Genomic DNA, 26,153 nt, shown 5'->3' on the forward strand with positions numbered 1-26,153 from the left:
GAATTATGGCAACACTTCGCGAAACACGTGACCGCATCAGGTCCGTGAACTCGACCAAGAAGATCACCAAGGCGCAGGAGCTCATCGCCACCTCGCAGATCACCAAGGCGCAGCAGCGTGTGTCGGCCGCCGCGCCGTACGCCACCGAGCTCACCGAGGTCGTGGCACGCGTGGCCGCGGCGACGTCTCTCGACCACCCTCTGCTGAGGGAGCGGGAGAACCCGACCCGGGCCGCCATCCTGGTGGTCACCTCCGACCGCGGCATGTGCGGTGGCTACAACCACAACGTGCTGAAGAAGGCCGGCGAGGTCGAGGAAATGCTCCGCGAGCAGGGGCTTGACGTTGTTCGCTTCGTCACCGGCAAGAAGGGAATCGAGTTCTACTCGTTCCGCGATCTGGAGATCGCGGGACAGTGGACCGGGTTCTCCGAGAAGCCGGAGTGGGACATCACCCACGACGCCCGCAACCACCTCATCCGCGGCTTCGAGGCCGGGGGAGAGGGCGAGGCCAAGTGGCGTCCGGGTATCAACGCCCCGGAGGGCCAGCCCGTGCCCGGTTTCGACCAGGTCCACGTCATCTACACGGAATTCATCTCGATGCTGTCGCAGCGCGCACGCGTGCAGCAGCTTCTGCCGGTGAAGACCGTGTTCGAGGATGAGGAGTACGAGGTGACCTCCGTGACCCAGAGCACGGGGGAGATCACCCCGGACGTCGACTTCGAACCCGATGCCGACACCCTGCTCAAGGCGCTCATGCCGCAGTACGTCTCGCGCGTGCTGTACTCGATCTTCCTCGAGTCGGCTGCCAGCGAGTCCGCCGCACGCCGTACGGCCATGAAGGCCGCCACGGACAATGCGGGCGAGATCGTCAAAGACCTCACCAGGCTGGCCAACCAGGCCCGCCAGGCACAGATCACGAACGAAATCACAGAGATCATCGGTGGCGCCAACGCGCTGTCCGATAGCGGAGAAAGAGACTAACTATGACTACTGCTCTGAATGAGCGCAACAAGACGGAGTCGGGTACCACCGGCCGCGTCGTGCGCGTCACCGGTGCCGTCGTCGACGTGGAATTCCCGCGCGGCGAGCTTCCGGCCCTGTACAACGCCCTCGAGGTCGAGGTGACCCTCGAGACCGTCGCCAAGACTATCGTGCTCGAGGTCGCCCAGTTCCTCGGTGACAACATGATCCGGACCATCGCCATGGCCCCGACGGACGGTCTCGTCCGCGGTGCCGAGGTGGTCGACACCACGCGTCCGATCTCGGTTCCCGTCGGCGACATCGTCAAGGGCCACGTGTTCAACGCCCTCGGCGACTGCCTCGACGAGCCGGGCCTCGGCAAGGACGCCGAGCACTGGGGCATCCACCGCGACCCCCCGCCGTTCTCCGAGCTCGAGGGTAAGACCGAGGTCCTGGAGACGGGCATCAAGGTCATCGACCTGCTCACCCCCTACGTCAAGGGCGGCAAGATCGGCCTGTTCGGCGGCGCCGGTGTGGGTAAGACGGTGCTCATCCAGGAGATGATCACCCGTATCGCCCGCGAGTTCTCCGGTACCTCCGTGTTCGCCGGCGTCGGCGAGCGCACCCGTGAGGGCACCGACCTCTTCCTGGAAATGGATGAGATGGGTGTTCTGCCCGACACCGCCCTGGTGTTCGGCCAGATGGATGAGCCGCCGGGGGTCCGTATGCGCGTCGCGCTGTCCGGCCTGACCATGGCCGAGTACTTCCGCGACGAGCAGAACCAGGACGTTCTGCTGTTCATCGACAACATCTTCCGCTTCACCCAGGCGGGCTCCGAGGTGTCGACCCTGCTGGGCCGTATGCCTTCCGCCGTGGGTTACCAGCCGACGCTGGCGGACGAGATGGGTGTGCTCCAGGAGCGCATCACCTCGACCCGCGGCAAGTCGATCACGTCCCTGCAGGCCGTCTACGTGCCCGCCGACGACTACACCGACCCGGCCCCGGCCACGACGTTCGCCCACCTCGACGCCACGACCGAGCTTGACCGCTCGATCGCGTCGAAGGGCATCTACCCGGCCGTGAACCCGCTGACCTCCACCTCCCGTATCCTCGAGCCGGCCATCGTCGGCGAGAAGCATTACGAGGTGGCCCAGCGAGTCATCGGTATTCTGCAGAAGAACAAGGAACTGCAGGACATCATCGCCATCCTGGGCATGGACGAGCTGGGTGAAGAGGACAAGCTCACCGTCCAGCGCGCCCGTCGTATCCAGCAGTTCCTCGGCCAGAACTTCTTCGTGGCGAAGAAGTTCACCGGCGAGGACGGCTCCTACGTCCCGGTCGCCGAGACCGTCGATGCCTTCGAGCGCATCTGCGACGGCGAGTTCGACCACTACCCGGAGCAGGCCTTCAACAGCCTGGGTGGCCTGGAAGACGTCGAGGCACGCTACAAGAAGCTGCAAGAGAGCTAGGGGTAGAAGGACATGGCTGAAATCACCGTGCAGTTGGTCTCCGTTGACCGTGAACTCTGGTCCGGACAGGCCAGCACCGTCACGGCTCAGACCACCGAGGGTGAGATCGGCGTGCTGCCCGGCCACGAGCCGCTGCTTGGCCAGCTGGTCAACAACGGTGTCGTGACCATCACCCCCGCAGACGGCAGCGAGAAACTCGTTGCCGCCGTGCAGGACGGTTTCCTCTCCGTCACCGCGGAGAAGGTCACCGTGCTCGCGGACAACGCCATCTGGGCGTCCGAGGTCGACGAGGCCCATTCTGAGGCCAACCTCGACAGCGAGGACGAGCTGGAGAAGGCTCGCGCGGAGTCGGCTCTCAAGGCCGTCCGCCGCGCCCGGGGGCGTTAAGTACGCCCTTCCACGTCTGTAAGGCCCGTCACCGAGATCGCCGGTGGCGGGCCTTATTGCGTGCGACCCCCACCGGGTGGCTAGAATGCGGTGATATTACCTACGGAGAGGTCGCCTGCGTGCTTGTGTTCATCCTCATCGTGACGGCCGTGCTGCTCATCCTGCTGGCATTGGCCGCCTGGCGTTTCCTCACCGTGCGCTCCAAGGGCGCCCCGGCCCTGCTCCGGCAGGTTCCGGGGAGCTGGCGGCACGGGGTGGTGCGTTACCGGGGGGACAGCCTGGAGTTCTTCAAGCTGCGCTCGCTGTCGCCCAAGCCCGACCTGGTCGTCGACCGGTGCCAGGCCTCGGTGACCGATCACCGCATGGGCGGGGACGAGGACCCGGTGATCATTGACAAGGACGACGTCATCCTCGCCATCACCCACCCGGGCGGGGTGCACGAGTTCGCCATGGCCCATCATGCGGCCAAGGCCATCGTCGCCTGGGTGGAATCCGCCCCTTCGACGCGCCTGGAGCGGACGGACCACAAGACACTCCTCATGAAGGCCGGTCGCAAACCCAGACGATAGGGTGGTTCGCATGCGTCTTGTCATTGCCCGCTGTTCCGTCGACTACGTCGGCCGCCTCTCCGCGCACCTGCCCTCGGCGGATCGCCTGCTGCTGATCAAGGCGGACGGCTCCGTCTCCATCCACGCCGACGACCGCGCCTACAAGCCGCTCAACTGGATGACCCCTCCCTGCTCCCTCTCCGAGGCGGCCATCACCAGCATCGACGGCGAAGACACCGGAGAGCAGCTGTGGATCGTGGAGAACCCCAAGGGGGAGCAGCTGCGCATCACTCTGGAGAAGATCCACCAGGACACCTCGGTGGAGCTGGGCCAGGACCCCGGCCTGGTCAAGGACGGGGTGGAATCGCACCTGCAGGAGCTGCTCGCCGAGCACATCACCACGCTGGGCGACGGCTACCACCTCGTCCGCCGCGAATTCCCCACGGCCATCGGGCCGGTGGACATCCTCGCCCGCGACCAGTCCGGCGCCAGCGTGGCCATCGAGGTCAAACGCCGCGCCGGCATCGACGGCGTGGAGCAGTTGACCCGTTACCTCGAGCTGCTCAACCGCGACGAACTGCTGTCCCCGGTGAGCGGCGTGCTGGCGGCCCAGCAGATCAAACCGCAGGCGCGCACGCTGGCAGAGGACCGCGGGATCCGGTGTGTGGTTCTCGACTACGACGAACTCCGTGGCATCGAGAGCACCGAGCTGCGGCTGTTCTAGATGCCGCGCAAGAATCGTCGATACGCGTCCGCCGCGCCGCGACCCCTGCCGCGTGACGGTTCGACCTTCTTCGGCACCCGGTCCGTGGACGGGCCAGGTGGGGAGACCTACCTCGTGCGTCAGATCGGCGCCTCGGCGGCGCAGAAGTTCTACGTCTGCCCGAGCTGCCACCAGAACATCCCGCCGGGCGTGGCGCACATCGTGGCGTGGCCCGAGGACCGCGGCGAATACCGGAGGCACTGGCACCGGCAGTGCTGGGAACGGCGTTAAGATGGCCCGCATGATTGTCGCCTTCTCCGTAGCCCCCACCGTGACCGAATCCCGAGACGCCGAGATGGCCGACGCCGTCGCCCGCGCCGTGCGGATCGTGCGCGACTCCGGCCTACCCAACGAGACCACCGCCATGTTCACCACCATCGAGGGGGAGTGGGACGAGGTCTTCGACGTCATCCGGCGCGCCACCGAGGCCGTGGAGGCGGTCTCCCCGCGGGTGTCGCTGGTGATCAAGGCGGACATCCGTGCCGGGCGGACGGGAATGCTCACCCAGAAGATGGAGTCGCTGGAGCAGGCGCTCGACGCCCAGCGCACCGAGAACTAGAGGAGACCAGACCATGACCACCCCTGACCGCTTCGCCGCGGGCGCACTCGACCTGGGCCAGCTCGCCGCGCAGCCGGAACCCGCTGCCGGCGCTGACACCGCCGCGTTCTTCACGGTCACCGAGGCCAACCTCGAGGATCTCGCCCGCCGCTCCATGCAGGTGCCGGTGATCATCCTCATCGGCACGGACCGCGCCCCGGAGTCCGTCCAGCTGCGCGCGGACTTCCAGGAGCTCTCCGCGGGCCAGCGGCAGTTCCTCGTGGGATACGTCGACGCCGACCGCAGCCCCGCCATCGCCCAGGCCCTCGGCGTGCATGCGCTGCCGAGTGTCATCGCGCTGGCCGGAGGGCGACCGCTCGCGGACTTCCAGGGCGGGCAACCCAGGGAGAACCTGCAGCAGTGGATCGGCGCCATTCTCCAGGCCGTCGAGGGCAAGCTCGAGGGCCTGCCCGCGGAGGAGGGCGAGGACGAACCCGCCGAGGATCCCCGGCTGACCGCGGCCCTGGACAAGCTCAACGCCGGCGACTTCGATGGGGCCATCGCGGTCTACGACGAGATCCTCGCCGAGGGCAACGACCCGGAGATCCGCCAGGCCCGCGCGACCGCCGTGCTGCTGCGCCGCAGCGGGCAGGAGCAGCCCGAGGAGTTCGCCGCCGCGGACCGCGAGGTCATCTCCGGCGATCCGGAGGCCGCCTTCTCCCGGCTGATCGACCTCGTGCGTACCACGGCGGGGGAGGAGCGGGACGCCGCCAAGGCCCGGCTGATCGAGCTCTTCGGGCTCTTCGAGAACTCCGACCCCCGGGTCAAGAGCGCCCGCACCGCGCTGGCCTCCGCGCTGTACTGACAGCGCACCCGATGCTCAGACAGATCCTGCTGCCGGTCCTCGCGCCGTCGGTGCTCTTCGCCGTCGGCACGGGAGCGACCCTGCCGGTGCTCGTGGTGGCCGCCCTCGAGCTCGGCGCGACCGCGGGCCAGGCCAGTCTCATCGTCGCCCTCCAGGGGCTGGTGTCGCTGCTGCTCACCGTCCCGGCGGGCCAGCTCATTGACCGCATCGGCGACCGCGCGGCCATGCTCACGGCCACCGGTGCGGCCGTCGTGGTGTCGGCGGCGATCGTCGTCACGCTGTCGCTCGACCCCGTGGCCGCGCTGCCGATCTATGCCGCCTGCCTCATGCTCATGGCGCCGATCCAGAACATGTGGGGGCTGGCGCGGCAGGCGCTGGTCGCGGAGACCGTCGACCCCGCGGACGTCGGCCGGGCGATGACGCTGCTGGGCGGCTCCATGCGGGTGGGCCGGCTGCTGGGGCCGCTGCTGTCGGCGGCGCTGCTGCTGGTGTTCCCGCTGTGGACCCCCTTTGTCGCGGCGGCCGTGAGCGCGCTGCTCGCGGTGGGCATCCTCTTCCTGCCCGGCGCCCGCTCCTTCGGCGGCGCGACCGGCCGCAGGAACACCGGCGCCCCGCGGGTGAAGGTCTCGCGTCTCGACGTCCGCTGGCCCGCCGTCTTCCTCGCCGGCGTCTCCGTCACCATCCTGGCGATGCTGCGCGCGCTCAATCCCATCATCGTGCCGCTGGTCGGCGTGGAGATCGGGGTGAGCGCCTCCACGATTGCCGTGCTCATCGCGGTCGGGACGCTCGTGGAGATCTCCCTCATCGTCCCCGGGGGTTATCTCAAGGACCGGCTGGGGAGAGTGGCCACCATGGTGGTGTGCCTGCTCATCTTCGGCGGCGGATTCCTCATGCTCGGCGCACCGGGCGGCCTGGGGCTGCTCGTCGTGGCCGTCCTGGTCATGGGGGTGGGCAACGGATTGGGCTCCGGGGTCAACATGACCATCGGGGCGGATCTCAGCCCGGGCCAGGGCCGGCCGACGTTCCTGGGTGTGTGGGCGATCTTCAACAACGCCGGCAGCTTCACCGGCCCGCTGGCGGCCTCGGCGCTCATCGCCGTGGCCGGAATCGGTGCGGCGTCACTGGCCACCGGTGTCATCGGGCTGGCCGGCGCTGCGTGGATGCTCGGCTGGGCCCGGGTGATGGGGCTCCCGGGCCGGCAGTCGGGTTAACGCGCCAGGCGGTACCACTGCACGCTGTTGGCGGGCAGGTCGACGGTGAGCGCGTGCTCCTGGCCGTCGAAGTCGCGGCGCTCCGCGGTGACCGAGACGGGCAGGTGGTTGCCGGCGCCGGCGTAGGCGTCGTCATCCGTGTTGAGCACGAGCTCCCAGTGCTCTCCCGGCACGCCGAACGTGTAGCCGTGGTGGGAGCCGCCGGACAGGTTGGCCACGGCGAGCAGGGCGTCGCCGTCGGCGCTCCAGCGCACGTAGGCGAGGACGTTGCCCTGTGCGTCGTCGCCCTTGATCCACTGGAATCCGGCCGGGGTGTTGTCCTGCGAGTACAGCGCCGGCGTGGCGGAGTAGACGCGGTTGGCGTCGCGGACCAGGCGTTGGATGCCCTCGTGGTATTCCTGGCCCCAGCCTTCGAGGTTGGACCAGTCGACGCTGTGCGCCTCGGCCCATTCCCCGGTCTGGCCGAACTCCTGGCCCATGAACAGCAGTTTCTTGCCCGGGTGGGAGAACATGTAGCCGTAGAGGGCGCGCAGGCCCGCGGCCTTGTTCCAGTCGTCGCCGGGCATCCGGCCCCAGAGGGAACTCTTGCCGTGGACGACCTCGTCGTGGCTGAAGGGCAGCACGTACTTCTCGGAGAACGCGTAGACCAGGGAGAAGGTCAGCCCGCCGTGGTGGTGGCTGCGGTTGATGGGATCCTGGCTGAAGTACTCCAGGGTGTCGTTCATCCAGCCCATGTTCCACTTCAGGGTGAATCCCAGGCCGTTGTCCGAGGTCATGGCGGTAACTCCCGGCCATGCGGTGGACTCCTCGGCGACGGTCACGACGCCGGGGTGCTCGCGGTGGACGGTGGCGTTGAACTCCTGGAGGAACTGCACGGCGTCGTGGTTTTCCCGGCTGCCGTCCTCGTTGGGCAGCCACTCGCCCTCGTTACGGGAGTAGTCCAGGTAGAGCATGGAGGCGACGGCGTCGACTCGCAGGCCATCGAGGTGGAACTCCTCGATCCAGTAGAGGGCGTTGGCCACGAGGAAGTTGCGCACCTCATTGCGGCCGAAGTCGAAGACGTAGGTGCCCCAGTCCTTCTGCTCGCCGCGTCGCCAGTCGGCGTGCTCGTAGAGCGCGGTGCCGTCGAAACGTGCCAGCGCCCAGTCGTCCTTGGGAAAGTGCGCGGGCACCCAGTCGACGAGGACGCCGATGCCGCGGTCGTGGAACGCGTCCACCAGGGCACGGAACTCGTCCGGGGTGCCCCAGCGGGCGGTGGGGGCGTAGTAGCCGGACACCTGGTAACCCCAGGAGCCGCCGAAGGGGTGCTCGGCGACGGGGAGGAACTCGACGTGGGTGAAACCCTGCTCGGCGACGTAGTCGACCAGCTCGGTGGCGAGCTCCTTGTAACCCTTGCCCACGCGCCAGGAACCGAGGTGGACCTCGTAAACGCTCATGGGCGCCTGGGTGGCGTCGTGGTGGGCGCGCTGGGCGAGCCACTCGGAGTCACGCCACTGGTAGTCCGAGGTGGTGGAGACGACGGACACGGTCTCCGGCGGTGCCTTCGTCGCCTTGGCCATGGGGTCGGCCTTGTCCAGGCGACGCCCGTCCTGGGTCTGCACGGCGAACTTGTACTCGGTGCCCACGCCGATGCCGGGGATGAAGATCTCCCAGACACCGGAGGAGCCCAGCGCACGCATCGGGTACTGGTTGGGGTTCCAGGCGCAGAACTCGCCGACGACGGCGACGCCGCGGGCGTTGGGCGCCCACACGGCGAACGCGGTGCCGGTGACCTCGCCGCCGGTGGTGTGGTACGAGTGCACGTTGGCGCCGAGGACCTCCCACAGGCGTTCGTGGCGGCCCTCGCTGATGAGGTGCTGGTCGAACTCGCTGACCGTCGGCAGGAAACGGTAGGGGTCGGAGATGATCTTCGACGCCTCCGGGTAGTGGACGTGCAGGCGGTAGTCCGGGGCGAGTTTATCCTCGATCTCCACCTCGAAGAGATCCATGCCCAGCGGGGTCATCTCCACCGAGTCGTTGTGGATGAGCAGCTCCACGCTCTCCGCGCCCAGCTGACGGGTGCGGATCACGGAACCCGTGTCGGTCTGGTGCCACCCGTAGATGTCGTGCGGAGAGTGGTGCCGACATTCGGCGAGGCGAGTCAGGTCTTCCTGGGGTATCCCGGATATCGCAGTCATGTCACAAACCGTACCTGCAAACAGAAACCCCCGGCACGAATTTCTTCGTGCCCGGGGGGTGTACTGCGTCCGGGAGGGTTATCCGCGGTAGTCGCTGATCTCGCGCCAGGCCACACGCTCGCGGTTCTCCACCGGCACGTCCTGGAGGACGAACACGTGCGCGACATCGGCCTTCGGCTCGAGGCGGACGAAGTTGTGCTCGCCCCAGGTGTAGTCGGAGCCCGTGATGAGGTCGTGGACGCCGAGCTCACCGGGCTCGCGGCCGATGGCCCCGAAGTCGACGTGCACGGTGCCCTCCTGTGCCCAGTCGGGATCGAGGTTGACCACCACGAGCACGGTGTTGCCGGTGAGGGGATCGACCTTGGAGTAGGCGATGATCTGGTCGTTGTCGACCTCGTGGAAGTGCAGGGTGCGCAGCTGCTGCAGCGCCGGCTGCTCGCGGCGGATGGTGTTGAGGGTGGTGATGAACGGCTCCAGGGAGTCCCCGGAGGCCAGCGCCGCGTCGAAGTCCCGGTGGCGGATCTGGTACTTCTCCGAGTCCAGGTATTCCTCGCTGCCCTCGGCGACGGCCTCATGCTCGTAGAGCTCGTAGCCGGAGTACACGCCCCACAGCGGGGACATGGTGGCCGCGAGCACCGCGCGGATGGCGAACATCGCCCGGCCACCGGTCTGCAGCGACTCGTGCAGGATGTCCGGGGTGTTGACGAAGAGGTTGGGGCGCGAGATGTCTGCCTGTTCGGCGATCATCTCGCCGAACTCGGTGAGCTCCGCCTTGGTCGTCTTCCACGTGAAGTAGGTGTAGGACTGGGAGAACCCGGCCTTGGCCAGGCCGAACAGGCGTGCCGGGCGGGTGAAGGCCTCGGCGAGGAAGATGACGTCCGGGTTGGTCTTGTGGATCTCGGCGATGAGCCAGTGCCAGAAGTTGGCCGGCTTGGTGTGCGGGTTGTCCACGCGGAAGGTGCGCACGCCGTTGTCGACCCAGAACTTCACCACCCGGTAGACCTCCTTGTAGATGACCTCCGGGTTGTTGTCGAAGTTGATGGGGTAGATGTCCTGGTACTTCTTCGGCGGGTTCTCGGCGTAGGCGATGGTGCCGTCGGCCAGCTCGGTGAAGAAGTCCCGGTGCTCCGTGGCCCACGGGTGGTCCGGGGCGGCCTGGAGCGCGAAGTCGATGGCGACCTCGAGGCCGAGGTCCTCGGCGCGGGCGACGAGGGCGCGGAAGTCCTCCATGGTGCCCAGGTCGGGGTGGACGGCGTCGTGACCGCCAGCGGCCGAACCGATGGCCCACGGCGAGCCGACGTCCGTGGAGTCGGGGGTCAGGGAGTTGTTGCGGCCCTTGCGGTTGACCTCGCCGATGGGGTGGATCGGGGGGAAGTAGACGGTGTCGAAGCCCATGCGTGCGACCCGGTCCAGGGCGTCGGCGGTGGTGGCGAAGGTGCCGTGCTCACCCTCCTTGCCGGTGGAGCGGGGGAAGAGCTCGTACCAGGAGTTGAACAGCGCGTCGGTGCGCTCGACCTTGACCTCGTGGGTGTCGCCCCGCTGAAGCAGGTCACGCAGGGGAAAGTCGTCGAGCACCTCGGTGGCCTCGTCGCTGAGGGCCACCTCGACGCGGTCGGCGAGCTCGAGTTCGTCGTTGCCCAGGTCGCGGGCAGCGGCCAGCAGCACCTCGGACTCGCTCGAGGGGGCCTGGCGAGCGGCGCGCTCGAAGAGCTCGACTCCGTGGGCGAGGTCGTTGGCCAGCTCAGCCGGACCCTGGCCCGCGCCGATCTTCTTGGTCACGGCGTTGCGCCAGGTGGCGATGACGTCGGACCACGCGTCGACACGGAACTCCCACGTGCCCACCTCGTCGGGGACGAAGACGCCGTGGACGCGGTCGGGGTTGAGGGGCTCGGCGTGCATGTGGATGGCCTGGTCCTGCGTGGCTCCCGGCGCGAGGACGGTGAGGGTGGCGGCAATGGCGTCGTGTCCCTCGCGCCAGACGAGTGCGCTGACGGGGACCACCTCACCCACCACCGCCTTGGAGGGGAGTGTGCGCCCGGATACCTGGGGGCGGACGTCGTCAATTCCTAGTCGACCGGTCATGGTGAGGAGATCCCTTTCGCTGAACGTGTCTGCTGGCTGTGTGCGGCGTTTACGGTTCCCAGGTTAACCGAGTGGTGTCACTCGCACCGTGGGCGAGGATTTTCCGCCACAATGGGGCCCGTGACTGATCAAGACATGACCCCGAATCCCGACCTGCTCATAGATTTCCGCGGGGTGACCTTCTCCCGCGGCGGCCGCGACCTCGTCGGCCCGATCGACTGGCAGGTGGAGCTCGACGAGCGCTGGGTCATCGTCGGGCCCAACGGCGCCGGCAAGACCACGCTGGTGCGCATGGCCGCGGCGGAGGCGTTTCCCACTTCGGGCACCGCGTTCATCATCGGCGAGCGGATCGGGCGCACGGACATGCGGGACCTCCGGGCGCAGATCGGCATCTCCTCGTCCTCGCTGAGCAACCGCGTGCCGCCCGAGGAGAAGGCCGGCGACCTGGTGATCTCCGCGGGTTACGCCGTGCTCGGCCGGTGGATGGAGGAGTACGACGAGCTGGACCGCGCCCAGGCCACGGAGATCCTCGAGCAGGTGGGCGCACTGCACCTGTTCAACCGCACGTGGGGCACGCTGTCCGAGGGCGAGCGCAAGCGTGTCCTGGTGGCGCGGGCGATGATGACCAACCCGGAGCTGCTCATCCTCGACGAGCCCGGCGCGGGCATGGACCTGGGCGGGCGCGAGGATCTGGTGGGTTACCTGGGGGATCTGGCACTGGATCCGGACGCGCCGGCGATCGTCATGATCACCCACCACGTGGAAGAGATCCCCTACGGCTTCACCCATGCCCTGCTTCTCGACGAGGGCAGCGTGGTCGCCCAGGGACTCATCGATGACGTGCTCACCAGTGAGAACGTCTCCAAGGCCTTCCATCAGCCGATCTCCGTGGACAAGATGGGCGACCGTTACTTCGCGCACCGCGTTCGCCGCGGGGGCACGCACCGCAAGTAGGGTGGGGTGTCATGGCATCCGGAGCGTTCTCCAGCGACGCCGGCGACAGAATCGACGTCGGTGACACCTCCGGCTACAACGGGGGCCGGCTGGCGGCGACCGTCCTGCTCGTCCGCGACGGGGATTCCGGGCTGGAGGTGTGGGTCCAGGAACGGGTCTCCACCATGACGAACTACCCCGGGATGACGGTCTTTCCCGGGGGCGGGGTGGATGTCCGCGACCTGCCGGACCGTTCCTGGGACTCCGGCGACGTCTGGACCGGCCCGTCCGCGGTGATGGTCGCTCGGCGCATGGGCACCACCAAGTACAAGGCGCACGCCCTGGTGCTCGCCGCGGTCCGCGAGCTCTTCGAGGAGACGGGCACGCTGCTGGCGGTCGACGCGGACGGCAACACCATCCCGGACGCCACCTATCTGCACGAGGAGCGGTTCGCGCTCATCAGCCACCGCAAGTCCATCACGGACGTCCTCCGGGACAACGGGCTCAAGGTGCGCTCCGACCTCGTCGCCCCCTGGGCCCGGTGGGTGGGGGTCTCCGAGTCCGGCAACTGGTTCGACACCCATTCTTTCGTCGCCGCGATGCCGGAGGGGCAGACCCCGGACGGCGACACCTCCGAGGCCGACGACGCGAACTGGTTCCCGCCGGCGCTGCTCATGGAGGGGTGGCGCAACGGGCTGGTGCGGTTTGTCGTGCCCACGTGGGCCCAGATCAACGAACTCACCAACCACGCCACGGTGGCCGAGGTGCTCGCGGCCGCTGAGAACGCGGATCTGCGGCCGGTGGTGGGCACGCCGGTCAACGACCGTCGATACGCGGAGTACTACACCCAGCGCCCCGTCGACAGGATCGGGAAATACCGTGGCCTTCACCCGTGAGGAACTGGCGTTCCTCGCCACCGCGGACCTCTCCGTGGAGCTGGGACTGACAAAAAAGACACTGCTTGACGACGCCCGCCTGGCCCGCGCCGCCTACGGCGACCACGCCCGCGCCGTCATGGAGCTGCTCACTGCCAGGGCGTCGGGCAAGGTCCCCAGGGACTGGTTCGTCGACACCGACTCGGTGCAGCAGGCCACCCCGCTGCCGGTGGCCCGCGAGCGTTCCCGGCGCATCGGGGAGCGCCTCGTGCACGACGTGACCTGCTCCATCGGCACCGAGGGGCTGTACGCGCAGGGCCCGTGGCTGGGCAGCGACCTCGACGTCGGCCGGCTCGAGATGGCCCGGCTCAACCTCGGCGATCCGTGGCTGGTGCGCGCCGACGCGCTGACCCCGGTCAGCCGCGGCGCGGTCATCGTCGCCGACCCCGCCCGCCGCAGTGGCGGGCGCCGCATCCGCGACACCATCCCGCCGCTGCCCGATCTCATCGACGCCTGGGCCGGGCACGAGATGGCCATCAAGTGCGCGCCGGGCATCGACTACTCGGAGTGGGACGGGCTGGTCAGCGTCTCGTCGGTGGGCGGCGGGGTGAAGGAGACCTGCCTGTACACCGGGGGACTGGCGGGCAGGGAGCGTCGAGAAGCGGTCATCCACGGGACCTTCCTGGACCGGATCACCGACCTGGAACCCGACGACGTCGGGGCGGGGGCGCCGGGGCGCTACCTCATCGACCCGGACGGGGCCGTCGTCCGCGCCGGGCTGGTGCGCCACTTCGCGCGCCGGGAGGGCCTGTGGATGCTCGACGAACGCATCGCCTACGTCACCGGCGACAGCATCCCCGCCGGGTACTCCGGGTTCGAGATCCTGGAGCAGGTGCCGCTGAAGAGGCTGCGCGCGGCCCTGAAACCCTACGGCCCGGGGTCGCTGGAGATCCTCGTACGCGGCGTCGACGTCGACCCGGACCAGCTGCGCAAGAAGCTGGCGCCGAAGGGATCGCGGCCGATGGCCGTGGTGGTGACCCGTATCGGATCGACCGGAGTGGCGCTGATCTGCGCGGAGCGGGAGCACCGGGAGGCCGTGGCGTAACCTGGGAGGGCAATTATGTCTCTGTCCCCGATCGAAAGGTGACTGCGGATGCCCGCCATCGTGGTGCTCGTCAAACACGTGCCCGACACCTGGTCCACCAAGACCCTCTCGCCCGACCACACCCTCGACCGCGCGGGTGTGGACTCCGTCATCGACGAGGTCAACGAATACGCGGTCGAGCAGGCGCTGCGGCTGAAGGAGGCGGACGACTCCCTCACGGTCATCGCCGCGACCATGGGCCCGGAAGCCGCCGACGAGGCGCTGCGTAAGGCCCTGGCCATGGGTGCCGACGACGCCGTCCGGCTCACCGACGACGCGCTGGCCGGCTCGGACGCCATCGCCACGGCGTGGGCACTGAACAGCCTGCTGGGCCAGATCGACGACGTGCGGATCATCGTCGCCGGTGCTTCCTCCTCCGACGGGGAGACCGGCCTGCTCGCCGGGCTGCTGGCGGAATACCGCCAGGTCCCGGCGCTGACCTCGGTCACCGACGTCGCCCTGACCGGTACGACGCTCACCGCGACGCGTCACGACGACCGGGGCACCTACTCGCTCGAGGCCCAGACACCCGCGATCCTCACCGTAACGGACAAGGCCGACAAGCCGCGTTACCCCAACTTCAAACGTATGAAGGCGGCCAAGGCGCACGAGATCACGGTGTACTCCCTCGCGCAGATTGGTGTCGACCCGGCGCAGGTGGGACTGGAGAGCTCCGCCACCCGCGTCCTGTCCTCCTCGCCCCGGCCGGCGCGCACCGCCGGCCAGATCATCCAGGCATCCGACCCCGCCGCAGCGGCGCGGGAGATCGCCGACTACCTCGCCTCGCGCGGGCTGCTCTAGTAAAGGAGAAAGTCATGGCTCACGTTTATGTACTGGTCGAACACGACCGCGGCCGCCTGAAGGACGTCACCGCCGAGCTCATCACCGCCGCCCGCCCACTGGGCGTCGTCTCCGCCGTCGTGGTCGGCGAACCCGGCACCGCTACCGGGCTGGCGCCCGCGCTCGCTGCGTTGGGCGCGGAGCAGGTCATCGACGCCTCCGCCGCGGACTACTCCCGCCGGATCGTCACCCCCGAGGTCGACGCGCTGCACGCCCTCGGCGCCGCGAACCCCGCGCCGATCGTCCTCGCCGCCACCCAGGCGGGCAACGAGATCGCCGGCCGCCTCGGCGCCCGGCTCGCCTCCGGCGTGCTGGCCAATGTCTCCGCGATCAACGCTGACCGTACCGCCGCGCACGAGGTCTTCGGCGGGACCGTGGACACCACCGCCGCCGTCGGTGGCACCTGCCCGATCTACACCGTGCGACCCGGAGCCGTCGCCGCCGCGCCGCAGCCCGGCGCCGGCGCACTCGCACCGATGCAGCTGCCGCCAGCCAGCGCGAAGGACGTCACCGTCACCTCCTTCACCCCGGCCGAGGCGGGCGCACGCCCGGCACTCGCCGGGGCCAAGGTCGTTGTCGCCGGCGGCCGCGGTGTCGGGTCCGTCGAAGGATTCTCCGAGGTGGTGGAGCCACTCGCCGACGCCCTCGGCGCGGCCGTGGGCGCGACCCGCGACGTCACCGACGAAGGCTGGTACCCGGCGGAGACCCAGGTGGGTCAGACCGGCGTGACCGTCGCCCCCGACCTCTACATCGGCCTGGGCATCTCCGGTGCCATCCAGCACGTGGCCGGAATGCAGACCTCCGGCACCATCGTCGTCATCAACCACGACCAGGACGAGCCCTTCTTCCGCATCGCCGACCTCGGCGTGGTCGGTGACCTGCACGAGATCGTCCCGGCGCTGACGGCGGAGATCGCGGGCCGCAGGTAGATGGTCTACCTCGATCACGCCGCCACCTCCCCGATGCGGCAGGTGGCCGTCGACGCCTGGATCGAACACGCCGGCGCGCTCAACCCCGGCTCGCAGTACGGCGCGGGGCGGCGGGCACGCAGCGTGCTCGACGACGCCCGCGAGTCCGTCGCCGAGATCATGGGCGCGGACCCCGTCGAGGTGATCTTCACGGCCTCGGGCACGGAGGCGGACAACTTGGCCGTCCAGGGCCTCTACCGGGCCTCCGAGCTGACCCGGGTGGTGAGCACCGAGATCGAACACCCCGCGGTCGGCGAGACCGTCGCCGCGCTCGGCGCCGACGTCGAGTTCCTCCCCGTGGACCGTTCCGGCCACGTGAGTGACCTCTCGGCCCTGGAAACGCCGGCCGCGCTGGCGACGTGCATGTACGCCAACAACGAGACCGGGGCGATCCAGCCGGTGGCAGAGATCGTCGCCCGCGCGGGAGATACCCCGGTGCACGTCGACGCCGTGCAGGCGGTGGCGAAACTGCCCATCCACTTCCACGACCTCGGGGTGACCACGCTGGCCAGCTCGGCACACAAGTTCGGTGGGCCGCGCGGGGCGGGATTCCTGCTGGCCCGGCGTTCCCCGGCCCCGACCGCGATCATCCACGGCGGCGGCCAGGAGCGTGGGATCCGCCCCGGGACCGTGGACGTCGCCTCGGCGGCCGCGCTCGCGGCGGCCCTGCGGGAGGCCGTCGGGGAGATGGCCGCCGAGGACGTCCGTATCGCCGAGCTGCGCAACACCCTGCGCGACAACATCCTCGCCACGGTCGACGACGTGGTGGTCAACTCCGTCGAGCCGGTGCTGCCCGGGCACCTGCACGTGTCCTTCCCCGGCGCGGACGGCGACTCCATGATCATGCTCCTGGACTCCCTGGGCATCGAGGCCGCCACCGGCTCGGCATGCCACTCCGGGGTGAACCGGATGTCCCACGTGCTCGAGGCGATGGGGGTGCAGATGTCCGACGGGATCGGCTCCCTGCGCCTCACCCTGGGGCGCACGACCACCGCGGAGGACGTGGACGCGGTGTCGCGTCACCTCGCGGACGTGGTCGCGCGCGCACGGGTGGCTGGGCTGCGCTGAGTATTCCGCGCGTCAGTCCCGCCGCGACCGGGCACCGGAGAAGAAGGAGCGCACCCAGGCGTCGTCCTTGAACTGAGCGGGCATGGCGCCGCCGAGCAGCGTGCGGTTCAGTTCCGGGGTCGACGCGAGCGGCGCATCCGACCCGATGAGGACGACGTTGCCGTAGCGCCGGCCCTTGAGCATCGGAGGGTCCGCGATCACCCCTAGGTGTTCGAAGACCTCGGCCATGCCGGCCAGCTCCTCCTTGGCCTCCTTGAGATCGGCGTGGGTGCCGCAGTTGGCCACGTACAGCCCGCCCGGGGCGAGGCTGCGGTGGGCGGACCGGTAGAAGTCGACCGTCGACAGGTTTTTCGGGGTGGTGTTGCCGGAGAAGACGTCCCGGATGATGATGTCCCTGCTCGCGGGCAGGAAACCGTCGGTGACCTCGCGGGCGTCGCCGGCGCGGATCTTCACCGTCGGGGAGCGGGGGATGTCGAACTGTTCGCGCACCAGCTCTCCGAGCTTCGCGTCGAGCTCGACGACGGTGTTGCGCGAGGTCGGCCACACATCGGCGAAGTACCTGGCCAGCGTGCACGCGCCGCCGCCGAGGTGGGTGATGCGGAGCTTCTCTGGCTTATCGACGAAGCTCTCCACCATCCCCGCGATCCACCGCATGTACTCGAACTCCAGCTCCCGCGGCTCGCCGACCACGATGTGGGAGGAGGGCACGCCGTTGACGTAGAGGAGGTAACCGTCGCGGCGCAGGTCATCCGGCTGAATCTCGGCGGTACCGGTGGAAATGTCGTAGGTGCCGGGGGTGGGGGACATGGAGAGAGACCTTAGCCGCACCTGGTTGTCGCGGTGCTGGTGGGCAGGGCATTCTGGAGACGATGAGCATAGAAACGAGCAAGACTTTCCAGGCCGCGATGATGGCGGCGGACGTGGCCTCTCGGGGGCTTTCCACGCGCGAGCGACTCATCGTCCAGATCACCGCGTCGCGTATCAATGGCTGCACGTACTGCATCGACATGCACACTGAGGAGGCGGAGGATGAAGGGATCGACATTGCGCCGGTCGACGCGAGAGAGGAGCTGATCGTTCGGTTCACGGAAATGGGGACCAGGCTCGCGGACGGCGCTGACGATGCGCCGATCGACGAGGCTCTGTCAGTGTTGGGCGAGGAAGATACCGCCAACCTCATCGCGGCGGTGGCCGTGATTAATGCGTGGAACCGGGTCGGGAGGCTCGCGGGCGGCTGTAGTTCTTGTTGATGGCCGGGCGGTTTCAGGGAAGGCATTTCGCCTGGCACTTGTCAGACCGCGACTGGGTGCATAGTTAAATAGGTATCGAGATAAAGTTACTAACCCGCCGCTACAATCCCGCAAAGATTTCCTTCGAGGCAGCCTCCCCGGGACTGAGCACCCGGGAGCGTCTCATTGTTTAGATCCGTGCCTCCGAGCTCGATGGCTTCGCGTTCTGCGGACGGTTAAAGACTATTCCGAATTGTTGCTTTTGGCGATATTAACCAAAACTGCAGCCGCGATGGTCAATGCCAACAAGGCAACAAACGCAAGCAGAGATCTATTCGTGAACGCGACGTATCCAGAAATAGCCAACCCAAACAGAGCAACTATAATGGCATTTACTGAGACTTTAGGGCGTTTCAATTAATCAACATTTCTTTGGCGTAGAAATTTAGCTGCACGAGGTTGAGCGGGCAGTTCCTGCCCAAGCTTAGTGGATCTTCATTCGTCCAGGGCATTCCTTTTGGGGGCCTAGGGCAACGGTTGCACCAGTGATGATCGCACCGACCACAGTGCATGCTGCCCAACCGACCCCCGGGATAGCGCAAATTGCAGCTTCCAGGGCGAATCCGGAACCGCTGATTATCAAATCTTGCTCAAGAGGGGCGACCTCGACCCAGAATCCAACGGTGGGGTCCACTTCAGCCTTTCGCAAAGCGTTACCGGAAGCTACACGGGGCAGCCGACCAGGTCTTTGTCACACCTTTGCGGGCTGAATCGTCAGACAGTCATGGAAACAATCTCATTAACCCGCCGCTACAACGCTGCCATGCTCGCCCTCGAGGCCGCCTCCCGGGGACTGAGCACCCGGGAACGCCTCCTCGTGCAGATCCGCGCCTCCGAGCTCAACGGCTGCACGTTCTGCCTGGACATGCACACCAGGGAGGCGCGGGAGAAGGGCATCGACCCGACACCCGAGTCTGACCGGGAGGAACTCATCGTGCGGTTCACGGAGATGGGCACGACACTGACGGACGGCGCCGATGATTCGCTTATCGACGAAACCCTGTCCGTCCTCGGCGAGAAGACCACCGCGGACCTCATCGCCGCCGTGGCTACGATCAACGCATGGAACCGCGTCGGACGCCTGAGCCGGAAGTAGCCGGCCTCTACCGCGAGCACCACCGACGCCTGACGCTGCTGGCCTACCGGATCCTGGGGCAGTGGCAGTCCGCCGAGGACGTGGCGTCCGAGGCACTGCTGAAACTGCTGGAGAACGACCCGGAGGACCCGGCGGCGTGGTTGACGGTCGTCGTCACGCGTCTCGCCCTGGATGCCGCGACGTCCGCCGAGCGGCGACGAACCGAGTATGTCGGGCCGTGGTTGCCGGACATCGTGGCCACCGAATCCGATTCCGTGGAGGTGGATGCTGCGGTGGTGCGGTTGATACAGACGCTGGCGCCGCTGGACCGGGCGCTGGTGGTGCTTGCCGACGTCGCCGGGTTCACCGGGCCCGAGATGGCCGCGGCGCTGGGACTGACCCCGGCGGCGGTGCGTCAACGCCTGTCCCGGGCACGCGGTGCGCTGCGAGCGGAGGGTCCGGTGGCCGTCGCGGAGCCCGATCTCGTGCAGAAGCTGGCCGGGCTCCTGCAGCGCGGTGACCTGCCGGGATTTGTCAGCGAACTGTCGGAAGGCGCGGTTCTGTGGACGGATTCCGGAGGTCTGAGCCGCGCCGCGCTCAACCCCGTGGCGGGCAGGGACAAGGTGGCCCGCTTCCTGCACGGGATCTTCCACAAATACGGCGCGCCCAGCTTCGGCGTTCGCCAGGGAATCGGCGGGCCGGTTCTGGTGGCTCACTCGACCGATATGGAACGCTGGGTCGTGCTGGAGACCGACGGTGAGCGGATCACCGGGATTCAAGTGCAGCAGAATCCGTCGAAACGTGTGTGCGACCCCGGCTCATGGACTGCGTCATCCGGGGATGAGTAGGGTGTAGCGCGACAAGAAGGAGAAGGTGAGCGCATGCGCGTACTGGCGGCGATGAGTGGGGGAGTCGACTCCTCGGTGGCGGCGTCCCGGGCCCTGGAGGCCGGGCACGAGGTCATCGGGGTGCACCTCGCGCTGTCCAAGGACGCCCAGCAGACCCGCGAGTCCGCCCGTGGCTGCTGCTCGCTGGAGGATTCCGCCGATGCCCGCCGGGTGTGCGACAAGCTGGGAATCCCATTCTACGTGTGGGACTTCTCCGACCGGTTCAAGGAAGAGGTCATCGACGACTTCGTCGACTCCTACGAGCGCGGCGAGACCCCCAATCCGTGCCTGCGCTGCAATGAGAAGATCAAGTTCGCCGCCCTGCTGGAGCGCGGCATCGCGCTCGGCTTCGACGCCGTGGCTACCGGCCACTACGCGGTGATCGACGACGACGGTTACCTGCGCCGCTCGCCGGATGACAAGAAAGACCAGTCGTATGTCCTGGGCGTGCTGACCAAGCACGAGCTCGACCACTGCCTCTTCCCCGTGGGTGACACGGAGAAGCCGCTCATCCGCGAGGAGGCGGCCCGGCACGGATTCTCCACCGCGTCCAAGCCCGACTCCTACGACATCTGTTTCATCCCGGACGGCAACACCCAGGCTTTTCTCGGGCGATCCATCGGGATGCGGCCGGGCATGATCGTCGATACGTCCGGGGCGGAGCTGAAGGAGCACGACGGGGCCTGGAACTACACCATCGGCCAGCGCAAAGGCCTGGACATCAAGACCCCGACCCACGACGGCCGCCCGCGCTATGTCACCGACATCGACGCCGCGACCGGCACCGTCACCGTGGGCACGCGCGAGGATCTCGCCGTGACCACAATCCGCGCCGACCGCCTCAAGCAGCTCCATCCCGCGATGACCGGCGAGTTCGAGTGCGACGTGCAGGTCCGGGCTCACGGCTCGGTGGTGCCGTGCACCGCGCGGGTCGGCGAGTCCGAGATGACTCTTGAGCTGCACGAACCGCTCTCCGGGGTCGCCCGCGGCCAGGCAGCGGTGCTCTACCTGCCCACCGACGACGAGCTCGGCGACATCGTCCTCGGCTCCGGCACGATCATTGCCACCGCATGACCCGCTCCTTCGGTCTCGGACCGATGCCCGGCACGTCGGTGGCGGAGGCCGCGGACATCATCGTCAGCGAGACGAGCCTGCCGCACCTTCCGCTGCTGCCCGCGCATGGCCTCGGCTATGACCCGGTCGCCGTCACCGCGGCGATGGTCCCATACGTGAGTATCACCCGTGGCCCGCGCGGCTGGGTGCTTGCCGACCGCCCCTCCGCCCCGCGTCTGGACGGCGACCTCGACGCCTGCGAGGCCGTTTGGGGCGAGTTGCCCGCGGTGAAGATGCAGGCCCTGGGGCCTTTCTCTCTTGCCGCGTCGGTGGAGCTCGCCAGCGGGCACCGGGCGATCACCGACCGCGGCGCGCTGCGTGATCTCACGGAGGCACTTATCGACGGGTTGTCGGACTTTTCGCGGGGCCTGGCCAGGCGCTTCGGCGGGGACGTGGTGGTGCAGCTCGACGAGCCGCTGCTGCCAGCCATTGTTGCCGGCCAGCTGCGCGGTACCTCCGACCTGGATTCCATTCGGGCGATTCATCCGGAGGACCTGCGTGATGGATTGAGCTCCGTCGTTTCCGGGTTGGATCACGAGGTGCTGCTCAACCAGGCCGGTTACGCTCCACTGTGGGAGGTGGCGCCGTGCGAAGTGCTGGTCAGCGTGGACAAGGTGCGCGGGACGGCCCAGCTCGACGGGCTGGGCGAGGCGCTGAGTGCTGGTCGAGTCGGGCTCGGAGTGGCTCGAGGTGGTTCGGCGCGGGAGGCGGCGGTGGGGCTAGCCCGCCTGGTCGCGGAACTGGGAGTGGATCCCGTTTCTTTAGCCGGGGTGGACGTGTTTCCTGGTTCCACTGTGCTTGAGCCGGCCCGCGACTACGCCTTTGTGGCTGAGGTGGCCGCGATTCTGGAGTGTGACGCGGGGGACCTCTAGTGGTCCTCGGCAGCGGTGAGGATGGTCAGCAGCGGCACCACCCGGGCGGCCGGGATCTCGAAGGTGCCGTCCGGGTTCTTCGACACCCAGCCGGCGGACTGCAGGGCACCGAGGTGGTGGTACGCGGACCCGGTGGAGGTCACCACCTCGTTCTCCACGAGGTGTGCGGCCGTCGCTTGATCGAAAAGCAGGTGTCGGAGGATGCCCGCCCTGGCAGGATGCGCGAGCGCGGCCAACCGCTCAAAGGACTCGGACCAGTCGACCGTCTCGAAGAAGGCCATCGGGCGCTCCCACACATACCGGTAACTCCGGCCGTTTCCGGACACGTCACCGCTGAACTGGACCGAGCCGTCCGCGTCAGACTTCTCCGGGGCTGCGTGGCCGAGGGCCGTCTCCAGAACGGAGACTCGGCGGTCCAGGTCGTCGATGCGTTCGTTCTGATCAGTCACCGTTCCATGATGACAGAATCACCCGCGGCCGTGTGATTCCGGGTTGAGACCGCCCGCCACGTGGCCAGGCCGATGACGAGGCCCAGCACGGCGCAGGTGAGCCACCAGACCCAGATGGGAATGGTCGTGTTCCATACCGGAATCACCGCGAGGATGGCCACGGTGACCAGCGCGGAGACCGCCTGCGACATGGGTTTGTCGCCCCTGCGCCACAGCCGCCAGGCGTAGACCAGGAGCATGAGCAGCATTGCCGCCACGACAAGGAAAGTAAGGTTCTGGCTCATCGGTTGGTCTCCTCGAGAAGTGTGAGGCCAAGCTTGTCCACCTTGGCCGTGGAATCGTTGACCACGTAGGCGGCGGTCCCCGCCTCGGGATCCAGCACGAGCATCGACTTGAACCCACCGGTTCCGCCGTTGTGCCACGCGACTCCCTCGGGGCGGTCGGTGACCCAGGTGAAGTCGGGGATACCGGTGTCCAGGAGGTGCTGGGCGTAGAGCGACATGTCTGCAGCGGTCGAGCGGATCGCACCCGCGGGGGCGTCGCCGTCCATCTCCCAGGGCTGGGACTCCCGGCCGTTGGCCAAGAGCCCCCGGGGCGACTCGCTGTCCGTTGACCCGGGGACTGCAAGGTAGGTGTGGGACATGCCGAGGGGTTGGAGGATTTCGTCGTTAAGCAACTGCTCATAGGACGTGCCCTGTGACTCGGCGATCACCTGGCCCAGCAGCGCAAATCCCAGGTTGGAGTAGTGCCGCTCACCCCGGTCCTTGAGATCCGCGGCGGCCGCCGCATCGATGACGTCCTGGCGAGTGGTGTCTGCGTAGGGGTTGGAGCCGAGGAACAGCGTGCCCAGTTTCCGCGGAATCGACGAATTGCCCAGGCGGGGCAGCCCGGACGTGTGGTTTGCGAGCTCCTCGAGGGTCACGGTGCCGACGGGGGAATCGCCCACGTCGATGACCTCGCCAACGGTGGTGTCGAGGGTGAGATCCCCGTCGTCGATGGCGTTCTGGAGCAGCTCGGCGGTGAAGGTCTTGGTGATGGAGCCGATCTCGAACTCGTCGTTCTCGTCGGCACCCAGGCCGCCGAAGGTCACGTTGTCATCGGAGATGGTGAAAGCGGAAAGGTGGTGGGCGGCGGCGGGGGCGGACTGGGACAGGACGTCGGAGACTGCGGGTGATCCGGTGGGTTGGTCGTCGGCGGTGCGGATGGGTTGTGGGCCGACGACGACAGCTGCGGCGGCGGCGATCAGGCCAGCGGCGACACCGGCGGCTAGTGCGGTCCGGCTGGGCCAGGTTGACTGCTTTTCCATAATTCCAAAGATACGGAACATTGGACGTGCGTGCAACCGGAACGGGATTGCTCTTGGGCGGTCTGGCTATCCGTGCATCGGCCAGGAGGTGTTGACGTCGTCGACGCTCTTTCCGCGTGACTCGAAGTACTTCCGCAGGCTGACCTGCATGTCGTGGTAGCCGACCGCCTGTACCTCCATGAGTTCGCCCGTGTCCAGCTCCTTGATATCGGGCCACATCTTGTTCACCTGCTTCCACGCGATGCGCGCGGCGGCCAGGGCGTCGGCTGTGGCCTCGTGGGCATTGCCCAGCGTGACGCTGTAGTGCTCCGACATGTCGGTGAGGTTGCGCTTGCCCTTGCGGTATGGGTCCTTGAGCCTGTCCACCACATACGGGTCGTAGACAGGACCGGTTACGGTGAAGTCGCCATTGGTCAGCTTGAGCAGCACGGACAGGTCGTAGGCGGCATTGAAGACGACGAGGGTGAACCCCTTCTCCCATCCGTCCTTGATGCGCCGCACGGTCTCGTCGAGAACCTCCTCGTGGGGGCGGCCCTCCGTGCGGGCCTTCTCCGTGGTGATGCCGTGCACCTTGGCGGCTTCCTCGGGGATCTCGACCCCGGGGTCGGCGAGCATCTCCAGCTTCTCGGTGCTCCGGCCGTCGATCGTGATCAGCGCCGAGGTGACGATCCGTGCCTCCAGCGGGTTCGCCGACGTGGTCTCGAGATCGAAGGACAGCATGCGCGACGCGTCAAAATTGGCCATGGGCTACAGGGTAGTACGCGGGGTGGGTTTGGGGATTTTCGTTGCTGAGGGCTGGCGTATGGATGTTCGAAGTTGGGGGTTGCGCCCGCAGAGACAGGTGCTATAATCGAACGTATGAACGAATCGGGGGCGAGGGTTCTGGTCGAGCAGATCGACCAGGCGATGACGGGTCTGGCGCAGTTGTTGGCCGAACCCGCCACCGCTCATTTCGAATCGCTGCATCCTATTTTCGAGGATCTGGAACGAATTCTGGTCCGCAAGGCCGGGATCGACGCGGCGTTTGCCTGGGCCGCCGACATGAATCAAGCGGGATTCAAGGTGGGGTCCTCTCGCACGGTCGATTACCTGATGCAGGCGCTCGACCTGTCCCGCGCGGAGGCGATGGCGCGGCTGCGGCGGGGAAAGGCGCTGTTTGATCCGCCGGCTGAGCCGGAGCCCGAGCCCGCGGTGGACGAGGACGCCGCCGAGCGCGAGCGTCGACGGGTGGAGGCGCAGGAGAAGGCGGAGCGGGAACGCAAAGCCCAGGCGGCTGCCCGAGGCCGGGATGCCGCGGCCGAGAAGCGTGCAGTCATCGACGAGGAACTCCGTGCACTGTCACCGCACGCTTCCCCGGGATACAACGAACTCCTGGATCAGGCACTCGTCTATGCGCAGTCAAACGCAGTTGGCCTGCTGCGCCACTGGTTGCGGGAGCAGGTTCGCCTGGCCAACCGCGAGGTCAGCCGCCTCCACGAGGCCAACCGCGCGTTCCATCGGCGCTATGTTTCCCTCTCCGACCCGGACGAGTACGGAGGCGTGCGTCTGAGCGGATACCTCCCCAGTGACATGGCCGCCATGCTTTCGGAGGCTCTGAACCCCGCGCGCACTACCGGGATGGAAGGCTCCGAGCTGCAGACCTTCGAGGGGATGAGCATGGGTAAGAAGCGTGCCCACATCCTCGCGGCGATGTGCCGGAACTTCCTGAACACCAAGACTCCTAACCTCCGCGGAGTGGGCTCCATCATCGTGTCCATGACGATGGAGGAGCTGGAGAACATGAAGGTTGATGACGTGTTCCCCACCAGCACGGGCCACCTCCTCGACCCCTTCGCATTGATGCGGCTCGGGGAGGCACGCAGCGACGCCTTCGTCATCCACGCCCAGGACGGCCAGGCCCTGTACACCGGAACGGGAAAGCGCACCGCAAACCTCTGGCAGCGGATCGCGCTGTTCGCCTCCGAGCTGGTCTGCTCGCATCCCGACTGCGATCGGCCGATGTCCGACTGCCAGGTGCACCACATCGTCGCGGCCGCGAACGGAGGTGAGACCGAGCTAGCGAATCTCACGAACCTCTGCTGGGGGCACCACCGGGACAACAACGACAACCGGGAGCCGGTATCACCCTTCGGATGGGCCGACCGGGACCCGGGCAGTGGGAGAGTGGGCCACCGAAAACGGAGGGACGACCCGGTGGTGATGAATGATTCTCCAGCGGCCCAGCGCTCGGGTGGGGCCAAGATCAGGAAGAAGTATGCGGAAACCCAGGAACCGCTGTTTACTCCGGCATGACCACTCCCGTTTCCGGCCGCTGCGGTCTGCCCGGAGATAGGGG

The 26,153-nt window shown here is 67.7% G+C and carries 28 protein-coding genes; 21 read left to right on the forward strand and 7 right to left on the reverse strand.

Annotation, left to right across the window (positions count from 1 at the left end; genetic code table 11):
• Positions 1 to 5 precede the first annotated feature (5 nt).
• From CDOO_RS05835 to CDOO_RS05875, 9 genes are all read left to right on the forward strand, one after another.
• On the forward strand, positions 6 to 980 hold the full coding sequence (locus CDOO_RS05835; protein WP_020384633.1) for a F0F1 ATP synthase subunit gamma: 975 nt from the start codon (positions 6 to 8) through the stop codon (positions 978 to 980).
• Positions 981 to 982: 2 nt separating this feature from the next.
• Entirely contained in the window at positions 983 to 2,428 is a 1,446-nt protein-coding gene (atpD, locus tag CDOO_RS05840; RefSeq protein WP_018022175.1) for a F0F1 ATP synthase subunit beta, read from the forward strand.
• A gap of 12 nt (positions 2,429 to 2,440) precedes the next feature.
• On the forward strand, positions 2,441 to 2,815 hold the full coding sequence (locus CDOO_RS05845; RefSeq protein WP_018022174.1) for a F0F1 ATP synthase subunit epsilon: 375 nt from the start codon (positions 2,441 to 2,443) through the stop codon (positions 2,813 to 2,815).
• A 119-nt stretch (positions 2,816 to 2,934) separates the two neighbouring features.
• Positions 2,935 to 3,384 (forward strand): DUF2550 domain-containing protein, encoded by a 450-nt coding sequence (locus tag CDOO_RS05850; protein ID WP_018022173.1) that lies wholly within the window; start codon positions 2,935 to 2,937, stop codon positions 3,382 to 3,384.
• A gap of 10 nt (positions 3,385 to 3,394) precedes the next feature.
• Positions 3,395 to 4,087, forward strand: a complete 693-nt coding sequence (nucS, locus tag CDOO_RS05855; protein WP_018022172.1) for an endonuclease NucS — start codon at positions 3,395 to 3,397, stop codon at positions 4,085 to 4,087.
• Positions 4,088 to 4,357: an LIM domain-containing protein gene (locus CDOO_RS05860; RefSeq protein ID WP_018022171.1), complete on the forward strand. Its 270-nt coding sequence runs from the start codon at positions 4,088 to 4,090 to the stop codon at positions 4,355 to 4,357.
• 10 nt (positions 4,358 to 4,367) lie between these two features.
• Entirely contained in the window at positions 4,368 to 4,685 is a 318-nt protein-coding gene (locus CDOO_RS05865) for a thiamine-binding protein (protein WP_026159399.1), read from the forward strand.
• A 13-nt stretch (positions 4,686 to 4,698) separates the two neighbouring features.
• Complete coding sequence (locus CDOO_RS05870) at positions 4,699 to 5,529, forward strand: tetratricopeptide repeat protein (protein ID WP_018022169.1); 831 nt, start codon at positions 4,699 to 4,701, stop codon at positions 5,527 to 5,529.
• Between the two features lie 11 nt (positions 5,530 to 5,540).
• The gene (locus CDOO_RS05875; protein ID WP_018022168.1) at positions 5,541 to 6,740 is read left to right on the forward strand and encodes an MFS transporter; all 1,200 of its coding nucleotides are present in this window, start codon (positions 5,541 to 5,543) and stop codon (positions 6,738 to 6,740) included.
• Here CDOO_RS05875 and glgB read toward each other — a convergent pair.
• Together glgB and CDOO_RS05885 are read right to left on the reverse strand one after the other, a co-directional pair.
• On the reverse strand, positions 6,737 to 8,917 hold the full coding sequence (gene glgB, locus CDOO_RS05880; protein WP_018022167.1) for a 1,4-alpha-glucan branching protein GlgB: 2,181 nt from the start codon (positions 8,915 to 8,917) through the stop codon (positions 6,737 to 6,739). The genes CDOO_RS05875 and glgB overlap by 4 nt on opposite strands.
• Positions 8,918 to 8,995: 78 nt before the next feature.
• Positions 8,996 to 10,999, reverse strand: coding sequence for an alpha-1,4-glucan--maltose-1-phosphate maltosyltransferase (locus CDOO_RS05885; RefSeq protein WP_018022166.1), 2,004 nt, complete (start codon positions 10,997 to 10,999; stop codon positions 8,996 to 8,998).
• A gap of 111 nt (positions 11,000 to 11,110) precedes the next feature.
• On the opposite strand from CDOO_RS05885, the gene CDOO_RS05890 reads away from it, so the two are divergent.
• Genes CDOO_RS05890 through CDOO_RS05915 form a run of 6 tightly spaced genes read left to right on the forward strand, consistent with a single transcriptional unit; the run spans position 11,111 to position 16,827 of the window.
• Positions 11,111 to 11,953 (forward strand): ABC transporter ATP-binding protein, encoded by an 843-nt coding sequence (locus CDOO_RS05890; protein ID WP_026159397.1) that lies wholly within the window; start codon positions 11,111 to 11,113, stop codon positions 11,951 to 11,953.
• A gap of 11 nt (positions 11,954 to 11,964) precedes the next feature.
• A complete protein-coding gene (locus CDOO_RS05895; protein WP_018022164.1) occupies positions 11,965 to 12,828 on the forward strand; it encodes an NUDIX hydrolase in 864 nt (287 codons plus the stop codon).
• A complete protein-coding gene (locus tag CDOO_RS05900; RefSeq protein WP_018022163.1) occupies positions 12,812 to 13,912 on the forward strand; it encodes a THUMP-like domain-containing protein in 1,101 nt (366 codons plus the stop codon). The genes CDOO_RS05895 and CDOO_RS05900 overlap by 17 nt, the downstream gene beginning before the upstream one ends.
• 48 nt (positions 13,913 to 13,960) lie before the next feature.
• Positions 13,961 to 14,752: an electron transfer flavoprotein subunit beta/FixA family protein gene (locus CDOO_RS05905; protein WP_018022162.1), complete on the forward strand. Its 792-nt coding sequence runs from the start codon at positions 13,961 to 13,963 to the stop codon at positions 14,750 to 14,752.
• A 14-nt stretch (positions 14,753 to 14,766) separates the two neighbouring features.
• The gene (locus CDOO_RS05910; RefSeq protein ID WP_018022161.1) at positions 14,767 to 15,720 is read left to right on the forward strand and encodes an electron transfer flavoprotein subunit alpha/FixB family protein; all 954 of its coding nucleotides are present in this window, start codon (positions 14,767 to 14,769) and stop codon (positions 15,718 to 15,720) included.
• Positions 15,721 to 16,827 carry a cysteine desulfurase family protein gene (locus CDOO_RS05915; RefSeq protein WP_018022160.1) on the forward strand — a complete coding sequence of 369 codons (1,107 nt, stop codon included), beginning with the start codon at positions 15,721 to 15,723 and terminating at the stop codon, positions 16,825 to 16,827.
• A 12-nt stretch (positions 16,828 to 16,839) separates the two neighbouring features.
• Here the strand turns inward: CDOO_RS05915 and CDOO_RS05920 are convergent, their stop codons facing one another.
• Entirely contained in the window at positions 16,840 to 17,634 is a 795-nt protein-coding gene (locus tag CDOO_RS05920) for a spermidine synthase (protein WP_018022159.1), read from the reverse strand.
• A 62-nt stretch (positions 17,635 to 17,696) separates the two neighbouring features.
• Here CDOO_RS05920 and CDOO_RS05925 point away from each other — a divergent pair, with 62 nt between their 5' ends.
• The 5 genes from CDOO_RS05925 to CDOO_RS05945 all read left to right on the forward strand — a co-directional run bounded on the left by CDOO_RS05925 (position 17,697) and on the right by CDOO_RS05945 (position 22,063).
• Complete coding sequence (locus tag CDOO_RS05925; RefSeq protein ID WP_018022158.1) at positions 17,697 to 18,077, forward strand: carboxymuconolactone decarboxylase family protein; 381 nt, start codon at positions 17,697 to 17,699, stop codon at positions 18,075 to 18,077.
• 763 nt (positions 18,078 to 18,840) lie between these two features.
• Positions 18,841 to 19,212 (forward strand): carboxymuconolactone decarboxylase family protein, encoded by a 372-nt coding sequence (locus CDOO_RS05930; protein WP_051064066.1) that lies wholly within the window; start codon positions 18,841 to 18,843, stop codon positions 19,210 to 19,212.
• Positions 19,179 to 20,039, forward strand: a complete 861-nt coding sequence (locus tag CDOO_RS05935; RefSeq protein ID WP_018022156.1) for a sigma factor-like helix-turn-helix DNA-binding protein — start codon at positions 19,179 to 19,181, stop codon at positions 20,037 to 20,039. Before CDOO_RS05930 ends, CDOO_RS05935 begins: the two co-directional genes overlap by 34 nt.
• A 33-nt stretch (positions 20,040 to 20,072) precedes the next feature.
• Positions 20,073 to 21,152 (forward strand): tRNA 2-thiouridine(34) synthase MnmA, encoded by a 1,080-nt coding sequence (gene mnmA, locus CDOO_RS05940; protein ID WP_018022155.1) that lies wholly within the window; start codon positions 20,073 to 20,075, stop codon positions 21,150 to 21,152.
• A complete protein-coding gene (locus CDOO_RS05945; RefSeq protein WP_018022154.1) occupies positions 21,149 to 22,063 on the forward strand; it encodes a uroporphyrinogen decarboxylase/cobalamine-independent methonine synthase family protein in 915 nt (304 codons plus the stop codon). Before mnmA ends, CDOO_RS05945 begins: the two co-directional genes overlap by 4 nt.
• Here the strand turns inward: CDOO_RS05945 and CDOO_RS14295 are convergent.
• From CDOO_RS14295 to CDOO_RS05965, 4 genes are all read right to left on the reverse strand, one after another.
• Positions 22,060 to 22,512, reverse strand: coding sequence for an ArsR/SmtB family transcription factor (locus tag CDOO_RS14295; protein ID WP_018022153.1), 453 nt, complete (start codon positions 22,510 to 22,512; stop codon positions 22,060 to 22,062). The genes CDOO_RS05945 and CDOO_RS14295 overlap by 4 nt on opposite strands.
• Complete coding sequence (locus CDOO_RS05955) at positions 22,509 to 22,796, reverse strand: hypothetical protein (protein WP_020384631.1); 288 nt, start codon at positions 22,794 to 22,796, stop codon at positions 22,509 to 22,511. The genes CDOO_RS14295 and CDOO_RS05955 overlap by 4 nt, the downstream gene beginning before the upstream one ends.
• Positions 22,793 to 23,818, reverse strand: a complete 1,026-nt coding sequence (locus CDOO_RS05960; RefSeq protein WP_018022151.1) for a serine hydrolase domain-containing protein — start codon at positions 23,816 to 23,818, stop codon at positions 22,793 to 22,795. Before CDOO_RS05960 ends, CDOO_RS05955 begins: the two co-directional genes overlap by 4 nt.
• Positions 23,819 to 23,884: 66 nt before the next feature.
• On the reverse strand, positions 23,885 to 24,562 hold the full coding sequence (locus tag CDOO_RS05965) for a 3'-5' exonuclease (RefSeq protein WP_018022150.1): 678 nt from the start codon (positions 24,560 to 24,562) through the stop codon (positions 23,885 to 23,887).
• Positions 24,563 to 24,676: 114 nt separating this feature from the next.
• Here CDOO_RS05965 and CDOO_RS05970 point away from each other — a divergent pair, with 114 nt between their 5' ends.
• Positions 24,677 to 26,110 carry an HNH endonuclease signature motif containing protein gene (locus CDOO_RS05970; RefSeq protein ID WP_018022149.1) on the forward strand — a complete coding sequence of 478 codons (1,434 nt, stop codon included), beginning with the start codon at positions 24,677 to 24,679 and terminating at the stop codon, positions 26,108 to 26,110.
• Positions 26,111 to 26,153 lie beyond the last annotated feature (43 nt).

Source organism: Corynebacterium doosanense CAU 212 = DSM 45436 (genome assembly GCF_000767055.1).
GTDB classification, from domain to species: Bacteria; Actinomycetota; Actinomycetes; order Mycobacteriales; family Mycobacteriaceae; genus Corynebacterium; species Corynebacterium doosanense.

Excerpts from the sequence above, each read along its gene's own strand:
- CDOO_RS05835 (WP_020384633.1), top strand. The coding sequence starts at position 6 with ATGGCAACACTTCGCGAAACACGTGACCGCATCAGGTCCGTGAACTCG.
- atpD (WP_018022175.1), top strand. The coding sequence starts at position 983 with ATGACTACTGCTCTGAATGAGCGCAACAAGACGGAGTCGGGTACCACC.
- CDOO_RS05845 (WP_018022174.1), top strand. The coding sequence starts at position 2,441 with ATGGCTGAAATCACCGTGCAGTTGGTCTCCGTTGACCGTGAACTCTGG.
- nucS (WP_018022172.1), top strand. The coding sequence starts at position 3,395 with ATGCGTCTTGTCATTGCCCGCTGTTCCGTCGACTACGTCGGCCGCCTC.
- CDOO_RS05860 (WP_018022171.1), top strand. The coding sequence starts at position 4,088 with ATGCCGCGCAAGAATCGTCGATACGCGTCCGCCGCGCCGCGACCCCTG.
- CDOO_RS05865 (WP_026159399.1), top strand. The coding sequence starts at position 4,368 with ATGATTGTCGCCTTCTCCGTAGCCCCCACCGTGACCGAATCCCGAGAC.
- CDOO_RS05870 (WP_018022169.1), top strand. The coding sequence starts at position 4,699 with ATGACCACCCCTGACCGCTTCGCCGCGGGCGCACTCGACCTGGGCCAG.
- CDOO_RS05875 (WP_018022168.1), top strand. The coding sequence starts at position 5,541 with ATGCTCAGACAGATCCTGCTGCCGGTCCTCGCGCCGTCGGTGCTCTTC.
- glgB (WP_018022167.1), bottom strand. The coding sequence starts at position 8,917 with ATGACTGCGATATCCGGGATACCCCAGGAAGACCTGACTCGCCTCGCC.
- CDOO_RS05885 (WP_018022166.1), bottom strand. The coding sequence starts at position 10,999 with ATGACCGGTCGACTAGGAATTGACGACGTCCGCCCCCAGGTATCCGGG.
- CDOO_RS05890 (WP_026159397.1), top strand. The coding sequence starts at position 11,111 with ATGGGGCCCGTGACTGATCAAGACATGACCCCGAATCCCGACCTGCTC.
- CDOO_RS05895 (WP_018022164.1), top strand. The coding sequence starts at position 11,965 with ATGGCATCCGGAGCGTTCTCCAGCGACGCCGGCGACAGAATCGACGTC.
- CDOO_RS05905 (WP_018022162.1), top strand. The coding sequence starts at position 13,961 with ATGCCCGCCATCGTGGTGCTCGTCAAACACGTGCCCGACACCTGGTCC.
- CDOO_RS05910 (WP_018022161.1), top strand. The coding sequence starts at position 14,767 with ATGGCTCACGTTTATGTACTGGTCGAACACGACCGCGGCCGCCTGAAG.
- CDOO_RS05915 (WP_018022160.1), top strand. The coding sequence starts at position 15,721 with ATGGTCTACCTCGATCACGCCGCCACCTCCCCGATGCGGCAGGTGGCC.
- CDOO_RS05920 (WP_018022159.1), bottom strand. The coding sequence starts at position 17,634 with ATGTCCCCCACCCCCGGCACCTACGACATTTCCACCGGTACCGCCGAG.
- CDOO_RS05925 (WP_018022158.1), top strand. The coding sequence starts at position 17,697 with ATGAGCATAGAAACGAGCAAGACTTTCCAGGCCGCGATGATGGCGGCG.
- CDOO_RS05930 (WP_051064066.1), top strand. The coding sequence starts at position 18,841 with ATGGAAACAATCTCATTAACCCGCCGCTACAACGCTGCCATGCTCGCC.
- CDOO_RS05935 (WP_018022156.1), top strand. The coding sequence starts at position 19,179 with ATGGAACCGCGTCGGACGCCTGAGCCGGAAGTAGCCGGCCTCTACCGC.
- mnmA (WP_018022155.1), top strand. The coding sequence starts at position 20,073 with ATGCGCGTACTGGCGGCGATGAGTGGGGGAGTCGACTCCTCGGTGGCG.
- CDOO_RS05945 (WP_018022154.1), top strand. The coding sequence starts at position 21,149 with ATGACCCGCTCCTTCGGTCTCGGACCGATGCCCGGCACGTCGGTGGCG.
- CDOO_RS05955 (WP_020384631.1), bottom strand. The coding sequence starts at position 22,796 with ATGAGCCAGAACCTTACTTTCCTTGTCGTGGCGGCAATGCTGCTCATG.
- CDOO_RS05960 (WP_018022151.1), bottom strand. The coding sequence starts at position 23,818 with ATGGAAAAGCAGTCAACCTGGCCCAGCCGGACCGCACTAGCCGCCGGT.
- CDOO_RS05965 (WP_018022150.1), bottom strand. The coding sequence starts at position 24,562 with ATGGCCAATTTTGACGCGTCGCGCATGCTGTCCTTCGATCTCGAGACC.
- CDOO_RS05970 (WP_018022149.1), top strand. The coding sequence starts at position 24,677 with ATGAACGAATCGGGGGCGAGGGTTCTGGTCGAGCAGATCGACCAGGCG.